We start from the raw sequence: 9,992 nt of genomic DNA, 5'->3' as shown, positions 1-9,992 counted from the left end.
GCGAGGCGACGGGCCCGAAAATATATCTCATTTTTGCTCCATGATTTGATTTGCGGGAGTTTGCTTGCGCGCAGAATTTTGCTTTAAATTTTGCTTCCGCGCGCCAAAATTCGGCGCCGCTTTCATGCGAATTTTCACTTCTGCGCGCCGCCCCGCTACGGCGGAATTTTAAGCTTAGAGTTTTGAATTTATCCTTAAATTTAGGGGGCGAGTCATAAAAATTTAATGTGCGGCTAAATTTAAACTCGCGAACTCGCGGTATTTTACGCCGCCGTGGACACAGCGCGTAGAATTTCAGATCCTCGCTCGGCATAAAATTTCAAACTACGGCTAAATTTTAAAATTTGCGATACTGCCGCGCTGAAACGGCGCAGAATTTTAAAATTTAGAGTTTTGCGTTCCGCGAGCTATTTTGACGGCGTGAAATTTGAAATTTTATTGTAGCGGCAAGATTGCGCGGAAGCAAAGCAAGCGACCCGGGCGAGTGAAATTTTAAATTACGGTTTTATAAAATTTCACAGCGGCACACTGCAAGCGGGCTCTCGCAAAATAAGGTTTTAGCGCGCGCTTAGCTCGTGCACCAGATCCACCAGATATTTGGCGTTTTGCACGCTTACGTCTGGTAAAATTCCATGGCCTAGATTAAAGATATGCGCAGCACCCTTCATCGCTGCTAAAATTTCGCGCACGCCCGATTCTATCGCGCCGCGGTCGTATAGCCGCATCGGCTCCAGGTTGCCTTGAAGCGCAAATTTGCCCCCGAGCTGCTTGCGCGCAAGCCCCATAGGAGTGCTCCAATCCACGCCCCATACGTCAAAGCTCGCCTCGCCGCGCTGCTCCGCGATACGGCTCAGCCGCGACATCTGCGCGCCCGTGCCCTTGGCAAAGACGATGAGCGGGATATGCGGGAATTTCGCCTTTAAAAATTCCGTGATTTCCAAGATGTATCGCCAGCCGAACTCCTCGTACGCGCTCGGCTCTAGCGCGCCCGCCCAGCTGTCGAAGATCTGCACCGCATCGACGCCCGAGCCGATCTGGCGCGCCAGATAAAGCTTCGTCGCCTCCGTAACTAGGCGCAAAATTTCATGCAGAAGCTGCGGGTTTTCGTAGAGCATCCTTTTACAAGCGGCGTAATTTTTGCTGCCGCCGCCCTCGATCATATAGGTAGCGATCGTCCACGGTGCGCCGCAAAAGCCGATGAGCGCTTTATCCGCGGCAAGGCGCGAGCGAGTAAGCGAGATCGTATCATAAACGTATCCAAGCTCCGCTGCGGTCTTTTGCGGATCTAGGCGCGCCAAATCGCCCCGGGAGCGGATCGGATCACTAAATTTCGGTCCTTCGCCCGCTTCGAAGCGCAGATCCATACCCATCTGCATCGGCACGACCAAGATATCGCTAAATAAAATCGCCGCATCGACGCCCAAAATCTCCACGGGCTGGATCGTTACCTCGCTAGCGGCGCGGTAGTCGCGGCACAGGCTCAAAAAATCGCTCGCCCTCTCGCGCACCGCCATGTATTGCGGCAGGTAGCGCCCTGCCTGGCGCATCATCCAAATGGGCGTGTATGGGGTCTCTTTGCCGAAGCATGCGTCGATGAAAACCATTTTTATCCTTTAAATTTACTCAAAATGTACAAAGCCAAACAAACCGCAAAGATAGCCCCTGCAAGCAAAAGCATATCCAAAGGGGTAGTAAAATCGGTGTGCAAAATTCTCTTGAAAAAATCCACTACGAGCACCATTATGATGACGCTGCCGAGTTTGTGCTTCAGCTCATCCAGCGAGGCGATCTTTAAAACTTGCAAATTTAGATCCACAAACTCGTCGATAAAGAGCTCATAAATTCCAAATACGAAGATTAGCAGCACGATAGCGACCAAATATAGATCGATCGCCGTTATTATCTCGCTTAAAATATCGACGTAAAACGCTCGCTCGCTCTGCGGAGCTAGAAAAAATTCTACGATTTTATAGATCGCCGAGCCGATTTCGTAGCTTGCCACCACAAATATCTCCGCGCCTGCCGCGATGCAAAAAAGCACGGGCAGGAGGGTTAAAAATTTGCTGCAAAGTAAAAATTTCTCAAATATAGCTTTCATTTCTTCCTTAAAATTTTAATTCGGGTAGCCGCTCCGCAAACGAACATATAAATTTAAAGCCGCTCCATGCCGAAGTGTCCGTTTAAATTTACGCTCGTTTGCAACCGCATAAATTTATCTCTTTTGATCGCGCCCGTTTGAGTCTTTAAAATTTTGCGCCAGGTCAAAGGCGCAAAATTTCAGCTTGCGGCGTTAAATTTTAACTAGGCTGATTTGCAAATTTATTCGCCAGGCCTCGGCACCGAAACCGTATCCGCATACAAAGTCTCGGCGGCTCTGCTAAATTTATCTTACTTGTCTTGCTGCATATCGATCCAGCGAAGTGCGATGCGTACGGCGTTCGTAGCCGCTCCGACGCGGATCTGATCGGCGCTGCACCAAAGATGCAAAATTTTATCGTCGAAATTGTCCCTGCGGAGCCTGCCGACGTAGGTTTCATTCGTGTCGCTCGAAAGCAGCGGCATCGGGTATTCGTTTTTGCTCGGATCGTCTGCAAGCACGATGCTAGGTGCGTTTCTTAAAATTTCACGCACGCGGCTAATCTCGAAATCCTTTTTAAATTTTATCGTGATCGCCTCGCTGTGGCTGCGAAGTACCGGCACGCGCACGCAGGTAGCCGAAACGGCGAAGTTTTTATGCAAAATTTTCTGCGTTTCGTTCACCATCTTCATCTCTTCTTTGGTGTAGTCGTTGTCCAAAAATACATCGATGTGCGGGATGACATTCATCGCGATCTGATGCGGGAAAACTTTCGGCTCGCACTCATCAAGCTTAAAAGCGAAAAACTGCTGCAGCTGCTCTACAAGCTCGCTCATACCCTCTTTACCTGCGCCGCTTGTCGCCTGGTAGGTGCTTACGTCCACGCGCTCGATATCAAACGCGTCATCAAGCGGCTTAAGAATTTGAACCATCTGGATGGTAGAGCAGTTTGGATTAGCGATGATGCCTGTCTCTTCCCATAGCTTTATATCCTGAGGATTACACTCGGGCACTACGAGCGGGACATTTTCTTGCATACGAAAGTGGCTCGTGTTGTCGATCACCACTGCGCCGCTTGCCGCAGCGAATGGCACATAATGCGCCGAAATGGAGCCGCCCGCGCTAAAAAACGCGATGTCGATCTCGTTTTCGTCGAAAGTGCTGTCCGTGAGCTCCCTCACGACGTATTCTTTGCCGCGAAATTCTACCTTCTCGCCCGCGCTCTTTGCGCTCGCAAGCGGCAGTATGTCCTTTACGGGGAAGTTCATCTCATCTAAGACGCGCAAAATCTCCTCGCCTACGGCGCCGGTAGCGCCTACGATGGCGATATTATAACTACTCATCCTCTCCTCCTTTTAAAATTTCATCGCCAGGGCCGTCGCTCTGCGAATCTTTGCTATCTAAATTTGAATTTAATAAATTTTCATCCTGCGCAAGCTCGTCCGCTTCGCCCTCGTCGCCCTCCTCGGCTTTCGGGCAGGTCGCGATACTCACGACGTCGTCGCCCTCGACATTTACGACGATGACGCCGCTGGTGTTGCGGCCCGCTTTGCGGATGCTTTGCATATCGACGCGGATCATCTTGCCGCTGGTGGTTAGCGCCATGAGATCCATCTCCTCATCGACCATCACGACGCCGATGAGCTCGCCCGTGCGGTTGGTGAGCTTCATGCAGATGACGCCCTTGCCGCCGCGGTTTGTGAGGCGATACTCGCTTGCAGTGGTGCGCTTGCCGATACCCTTTTGGCTCACGCTTAAAATTTCTTGCATGTCGCTTAGAATAAACGCGGCGCCGATGACCTCGTCGCCTTTTTCTTTAAATTTAATACCCTTGACGCCGCGAGCGATGCGCCCCATCTGGCGAATTTTATTTAGATTAAATTTAAGGCACATTCCCTTTTTCGTAGCGATGAAGAGCATATTTTCGTTGGCGCTTTGCGGCTCGCCCTCTTGTGCGTCCGAAATCTCATCCGAAATTTCATTCTCGCTTCCTTCTAAAATATCCTGCTCGGTCTGCTCTAGAATTTCCTCGGCCTCGCCGTCGTCCAGATCGTCGCCGCTTAGAGCGCCTCCTTTGTAATTTTGCATCTCCTCGGCGCTGTTTGGAGCGATGAGCGCAGTCACCAGCGTATCGTCCTCATCTAGGCTAATAGCGCGGATGCCGAGTGAGCGGATATTTTTAAACTCGCTTAAATTCGTGCGTTTTACGATGCCGTTGCGAGTAAAAAATACGAGCGACTTGCTCGGATCAAAATCGGTCGTAGGGATGATCGCCATGATCTTTTCGTCCGCGCCGAGCTGGATTAAATTTACTACCGCCTTGCCCTTTGCAGTGCGCGAGCCCTCCGGGATTTTATAAACCTTAAGCCAGTAAAGCTGCCCGCGGTCGGTGATAAACATAAGCGTGTCGTGGGTATTGGACGTAAAAAAGCTCTCGATGAAGTCATCGTCGTATGTCGTAACCGCCACGCGCCCCTTGCCGCCGCGCTTTTGCTTCTCGTAAGTCTTACTAGGCACGCGCTTAATGTAGCCGCGATGAGTGATCGTAACGACCATATTTTCATTCGCGATTAAATCTTCGATGTAGATATCCTCGTAGTCATCGACGATTTCGGTGATGCGCGGGCATTTAAATTTATCTTTGATCTCCAAAAGCTCATCTTTAATGATCCCCTCGATCAGCTCCTCGCTCTTTAGGATCGCATCAAGCCGCTTTATCTCGGCTAAAATTTCTTTTAGCTCCTCCTCGATCTTTTCACGCTCAAGTCCCGTTAAGCGGCTTAGCCTCATATCCAAAATCGCGCCCGATTGCGCCTCGCTAAGTCCGAATCTGCTCATTAAATTTTCGCGCGCGACGTTGGTATCGGCGGAATTTCTAATCACATCGATCACTTCGTCGATATTATCTAGCGCGATCTTTAAGCCCTCCAAGATATGCGCTCTAGCGCGCGCTTTTTGAAGCTCAAAAATTGTGCGGCGGATGATGACGGTTTTTCTGTGGTTCAAAAACAGTTTCAAAAGCTCTATCAGCGTGAAAATCTTCGGCTCCTTGCCGTCGATTGCGAGCATTATCACGCCGAAGGTCGCCTCCATCGTGGTTTGCTTAAATAGATTATTCAGCACGATCTCGCTCATCGCGTCGCGCTTAAGCTCGATTACTACGCGAATTCCGTCGCGATCGCTCTCGTCGCGCACCTCGGAGATGCCCTCGATCTGTTTTTCTTTTACGAGATCTGCGATTTGCTCGATCAAGCGCGCCTTATTGGTCTGATACGGCAGCTCGTCGATTACGATGACGTCTTTATTTGATTTTTTTTCGATATGGGTTTTAGCGCGAATTTTAACGCGCCCTCTGCCCGTTTTATACGCCTCGATGATCCCTTTTTTGCCGTAGATTATGCCGCCGGTCGGAAAATCGGGGCCCTTGATCTCGCCCATGATCTCTTCTAGGCTTGCGTTTTTATTCTCAAGCAGTATCAAAAGACCGCCTACAAGCTCATCTAGGCTGTGCGGCGGGATATTCGTCGCCATTCCCACGGCGATTCCACTTGAGCCATTAAGCAGCAAATTCGGCACGCGCGCAGGCAATACGTCGGGCTCGTTTAGGCTCTCATCGTAGTTCGGTACAAAATCGACCGTCTCTTTATCCAGGTCTTTTAAAAGCTCCTCGGCTAGCGGCGTCATACGCGCTTCGGTGTACCTCATCGCCGCCGCTCCGTCACCGTCGATCGATCCGAAGTTACCTTGCCCATCGACGGAAGGGATTCTCATCGAAAAGCTCTGCGCCATTCGCACGAGTGCATCGTAAACGGCGGTATCGCCGTGCGGATGGTATTTACCGATGACGTCGCCTACGATACGGGCGGATTTTTTGTAAGGCTGGCGAGAGCCCACGCCAAGATCGTTCATCGCATATAAAATTCGCCTATGCACCGGCTTTAGACCGTCTCTGGCATCCGGTAGCGCGCGACCGATGATAACGCTCATCGAGTAATCAAGATAGCTCGTCTTGATCGATTCTTCGACGTCGATATCGATGATCTCCTGATTTTCAAACATATTTGATTGCATAAATATCCTTTTAAATTTTAAAGCGCGATTATAGCGAATTATTCTTTTGCATTAGCTAAAACCAAGCCGCACACGGGCATAAAGCCGCCATCGATCAAGCTCTCGCGCGCTTGCAGCATGCTAAGGCCCGAGGTGATGATGTCGTCTACTAGGATCACGGGGAATTGCGGCGGGGTTAAAATTTTAAAATTTCGCTTGTGTTTTAGGCGAAATTCCAAACTCTGCCCGGTGTATTTGACGCGATTTTGCGCGCGCAAGCAGTGAAATTTAGGCCCCACAAGCTCGCTTTTTAGCGCGCGAGCTAAGATCGCCGTGTGCGAATAGCCACTGCGTGCGTCATCATCCAGCGGCACGGCGTTAAATTTAAAAATTCCGCCCGTTTTAAACGTTTCGTAATTTTGCGGATTTGCAGAAATTTCGCGCTGCAGATGAAGCGGGAATTTCGCTAAGCTTAAAGAGGCTATGCGCGCAAGTACCGCAGCGCCATACTCGTGATGTTTAGAAAGTATAAGCTCTCGAATTTCGGAGTAGCCGTAGTAATAAAACACGCTAAAGCCCTCCACCTGCCGCATACTTAGGCGGCATTCGGCTAAATTTGCGGCGCAGGCGGCGCAGATCGTGCGCAGGCTAAACGCGCCGCAATTTACGCAGCGCATCTAAAGCGTCAAGATGATTTGATCGGCGGATTTTTTGACGATGTCGCCAAGCAAGCTTTGCACAAAAGGATTAAGCGATCTAGCCGTGCGAAGCGCGGTAAATTGGCTCTGATCCTGCGAAACGCGCTTGGTCGTAGTTTTGTTGCCCTGCACGATAGAAATCGCGATCTCGCCTCTTGCACTCATATTTTCTTTAGAGTAGCCGTTGATCGCCGCCGAGATACTTCTAATATTTACGGTTACGATATTCGGGCTTGCCGGATCTATCCTTACGCCGCGAGCCTCAAGCTCCGCGCGCAAAGCCTTATCGAACCACGCCGAGAGATTGTTTTTTAAAAGCACTTCATCGACCAATTTGCCGTCGTTGTCGTTTATAACGGCGATTACCATCTGATTTTCGCGCTGATCGTTGATCGCGTTGATATTTACCGACTTGCCACTTACGGTCTGATCGGCCTTAGAGAGATATGGATTTAGGCTGATGACGCTGCTGGTTTGCGAGCAGGCGACAAAAAATAGCGCGAATACGCCGATTAAAAATTTTTTCATTTCGATCCTTTTTCTGAAATTCGGGCGCATTGTAGCACTAAATTTAAAATTTATAGATTTTTTTGTATCATTGTAAGATCAAAGGAGAAATTTTGCAAGCACTCGCTTTAAAATACAGACCCAAAAGCTTCGAGCAGCTCATCGGTCAAGACGCCGTCGCCAAAAGCCTTGCGCACGCGCTGGATTCGGGCAGGCTGAGCCACGCATATCTTTTCAGCGGACTTCGCGGCAGCGGCAAAACCTCGACGGCTAGGATTTTTGCCAAAGCACTTTTATGCGATAAAGGCCCTACCGGCAAGCCGTGCGAGATCTGCGATAACTGCGTAATGGCAAACGAGGGGCGCCACATCGACATCATCGAGATGGACGCCGCCAGCCACCGCAAAATAGACGATATCCGCGAGCTCATCGAGCAGACGAAGTATCATCCCGCAAGCGCGCGCTTTAAAATTTTCATCATCGACGAGGTGCATATGCTCACCAAAGAGGCCTCCAACGCGCTTTTAAAGACGCTTGAGGAGCCGCCTAGCTACGTAAAATTTATCCTTGCGACTACCGATCCACTCAAGCTTCCCGTCACGGTGCTATCGCGCACGCAGCACTTTCGCTTTAAGCCGATCGCCAAAAGCGCCGTCGTAGCGCATCTGGCGCAAATTTTAAAAACCGAAAACATCGCTTACGAAGAGGGCGCGCTCGAAATTTTGGCGCGCAGCGGCTCGGGCTCGCTACGAGACACGCTCACGCTCCTCGATCAGGCGATTATCTTTAGCCGCGAAGGCATCACGCAGCACGCGATCGCCGATATGCTGGGCTTGCTCGATCCCGTTAAAATTGGCGAAATTTTAGACGTCGTGCTGCGCCAGGACCGCGCGGGCGCGATCGAGATCATCAAAGAGGTCGAAAACTACAACGCCGAGACGATAATCGACGAGATGATCGCAAATTTAAAAGATAAATTCCTGCGCCGCGACGCTAAATTTAGCCTGCTGATGTACGAGCGCTTTTTCCACATTTTAGCAGGCGCTAAGAGCATGCTCGCCATCAGCCCCGACAACACCTACACGATCTCTATGATGATTTTTATGATGATGGAGGCGGTAAATCTGCGCGAAATCGACGAGCTCATAGAGGTCGGAAGATCCCTGGATCAAGGCGAGGGCTATCCTTCCGCTTCGACGCCGAATTTAAACGCGCAAAGCTCCGCGCCGAATTTTAGGTCGAATTCCAACCAAAGTGCGACATTTGCGCCAAATAGCGAGCCGGGCGGCGCGGCTTTTGCACCGAGCGAGCAGGGTAGCGCGACAAGCGGCGTGCCTAGCTTTACGGCAGGCGCAAAACATCCCGTAAACTCCGGTACTGGCAGTGCAGCGAAACAAAGCCTCGGCACAAGCAGTGAGATCAAACCGGGCGCAACGGCGCAGGCGCAAAATTCTAACTCTTCCATCAAAACGGGCGCTCAAAATGAAATTTACGAGAATTTTTTAGCCAAAATTTACGACCGTGATTATGATCTGGGCGAGAAATTTAGCAAGTGCGTGAAATTTTTAAAGTTCGAGCGCGGCACGCTGTATCTGCTCTCGCGCGCGCAGGGGCAGGACAGAGAGTACCTACGCAAGGGCTCACGAGCGATCAATAGCGTGCTAAAATCGTTTTTCGGCGAGGGCGCAAAAATCAAAATTGAACAAGGCGCGCCGCAAAACGACGATGATCCCGCCCAAAGCGAGCGCGATCAGAATTCCGCACGTGGCGCAACCGCTACGCAAAGCACGAATTCTACGCAAGGCACGGCTTTCGAATCCGGCGCCGATACTGCGCGCCCTGCAAATTCGATCTCGCAAAGCCCTGCAAATCCCACGGCGCAAAATTTTACTGAAAGCCCCACCTCTAGCAGCGTGCAAGACAATCCCGAATCTACGCAAGCGGGCGAGCAAGATCATAGGAATTTAACCGGCGCCCAAGAGAGCGAGCAGAGCTGTGCGCCGCAAATAAATTCCGCCGCAAATGAGGCGCAAGCCGCAAAATCGCAAACGGATGCGGCAAGAAATTCCAAGCAGCAAAATTTGGAAAAATCCGTGGCGGATTCTACGGCGCAAAATTCTGCACAGCGAAATTTCGCAGCGAATTCTAATGCACAAAATTCCACTTCAAATTCCAAGCTGCAAAATTCCGAAATTTCTGCAGAAGATGACGGCGAGGAAAAGGATGATCTGTTAAGATCCACCGATCCGCAAAACTACGCCGCAAAGCCTCGCGATACGAGTAAGAGCGTGCGCGCCGCCAAGGCAGGCCTCGCCGAGCTCGCAAACGGCGCGCAGGACGGCAAGGAAATTTTGATCTCCGAGATAAATAGGCTATTCGGCGAGCCCACTAAAATCACAGAATAACGCTTTCTGCGGATTAAATTTGCCTCCGTGCGATTTTAAAATTTAAACGTGCAAAAGCAATTCCGAAATTTACGCTACGAAGCAAACCTGCACGATTTTAAAATTTCGGCTTTTTAAATTTTTACCCACTCCGCTCGGCTTTCCATCGGCTTTTGATATTTTGAGGCAAACGGCTTCGGCGGGACGTACGTAGCAAAGAGCCGCACCTGCACGTGCGAGCTTTGGGCGAATCCAAAAAAGTGCGGGCGGGCGGTG

Annotated in this window: 8 protein-coding genes; 1 reads left to right on the top strand and 7 read right to left on the bottom strand. The window is 50.6% G+C overall.

Annotated features, from left to right (window positions below; translation table 11 throughout):
• Nucleotides 1-557: 557 nt before the first annotated feature.
• The 6 genes from hemE to Q0274_RS02900 form a co-directional block, all read right to left on the bottom strand.
• Nucleotides 558-1,604: a uroporphyrinogen decarboxylase gene (gene hemE / locus Q0274_RS02925; protein ID WP_298027562.1), complete on the bottom strand. Its 1,047-nt coding sequence runs from the start codon at nucleotides 1,602-1,604 to the stop codon at nucleotides 558-560.
• A 2-nt stretch (nucleotides 1,605-1,606) separates the two neighbouring features.
• Nucleotides 1,607-2,098, bottom strand: coding sequence for a YqhA family protein (locus Q0274_RS02920; RefSeq protein ID WP_298027560.1), 492 nt, complete (start codon nucleotides 2,096-2,098; stop codon nucleotides 1,607-1,609).
• 290 nt (nucleotides 2,099-2,388) lie between these two features.
• Nucleotides 2,389-3,420: an aspartate-semialdehyde dehydrogenase gene (locus Q0274_RS02915; RefSeq protein ID WP_298027558.1), complete on the bottom strand. Its 1,032-nt coding sequence runs from the start codon at nucleotides 3,418-3,420 to the stop codon at nucleotides 2,389-2,391.
• A complete protein-coding gene (gene gyrA / locus Q0274_RS02910) occupies nucleotides 3,413-6,136 on the bottom strand; it encodes a DNA gyrase subunit A (protein ID WP_298027563.1) in 2,724 nt (907 codons plus the stop codon). Before gyrA ends, Q0274_RS02915 begins: the two co-directional genes overlap by 8 nt.
• Before the next feature lie 50 nt (nucleotides 6,137-6,186).
• Nucleotides 6,187-6,804: a ComF family protein gene (locus Q0274_RS02905; RefSeq protein WP_298027556.1), complete on the bottom strand. Its 618-nt coding sequence runs from the start codon at nucleotides 6,802-6,804 to the stop codon at nucleotides 6,187-6,189.
• Nucleotides 6,805-7,353, bottom strand: a complete 549-nt coding sequence (locus Q0274_RS02900) for a YajG family lipoprotein (protein WP_297949356.1) — start codon at nucleotides 7,351-7,353, stop codon at nucleotides 6,805-6,807.
• Nucleotides 7,354-7,445: 92 nt separating this feature from the next.
• On the opposite strand from Q0274_RS02900, the gene Q0274_RS02895 reads away from it, so the two are divergent.
• Entirely contained in the window at nucleotides 7,446-9,737 is a 2,292-nt protein-coding gene (locus tag Q0274_RS02895) for a DNA polymerase III subunit gamma/tau (RefSeq protein ID WP_298027555.1), read from the top strand.
• Nucleotides 9,738-9,806: 69 nt separating this feature from the next.
• Here Q0274_RS02895 and Q0274_RS02890 read toward each other — a convergent pair.
• Nucleotides 9,807-9,992: hypothetical protein (locus Q0274_RS02890; RefSeq protein WP_298027553.1), on the bottom strand; the 186-nt coding region annotated here is incomplete at its 5' end.

This window comes from uncultured Campylobacter sp. (assembly GCF_937973075.1).
GTDB lineage: Bacteria > Campylobacterota > Campylobacteria > Campylobacterales > Campylobacteraceae > Campylobacter_B.
This window is presented reverse-complemented; position numbering and strand designations above follow the sequence as displayed.

Coding starts and splice junctions, on each gene's coding strand:
- hemE (WP_298027562.1), bottom strand. CDS start 1,604: ATGGTTTTCATCGACGCATGCTTCGGCAAAGAGACCCCATACACGCCC.
- Q0274_RS02920 (WP_298027560.1), bottom strand. CDS start 2,098: ATGAAAGCTATATTTGAGAAATTTTTACTTTGCAGCAAATTTTTAACC.
- Q0274_RS02915 (WP_298027558.1), bottom strand. CDS start 3,420: ATGAGTAGTTATAATATCGCCATCGTAGGCGCTACCGGCGCCGTAGGC.
- gyrA (WP_298027563.1), bottom strand. CDS start 6,136: ATGTTTGAAAATCAGGAGATCATCGATATCGACGTCGAAGAATCGATC.
- Q0274_RS02905 (WP_298027556.1), bottom strand. CDS start 6,804: ATGCGCTGCGTAAATTGCGGCGCGTTTAGCCTGCGCACGATCTGCGCC.
- Q0274_RS02900 (WP_297949356.1), bottom strand. CDS start 7,353: ATGAAAAAATTTTTAATCGGCGTATTCGCGCTATTTTTTGTCGCCTGC.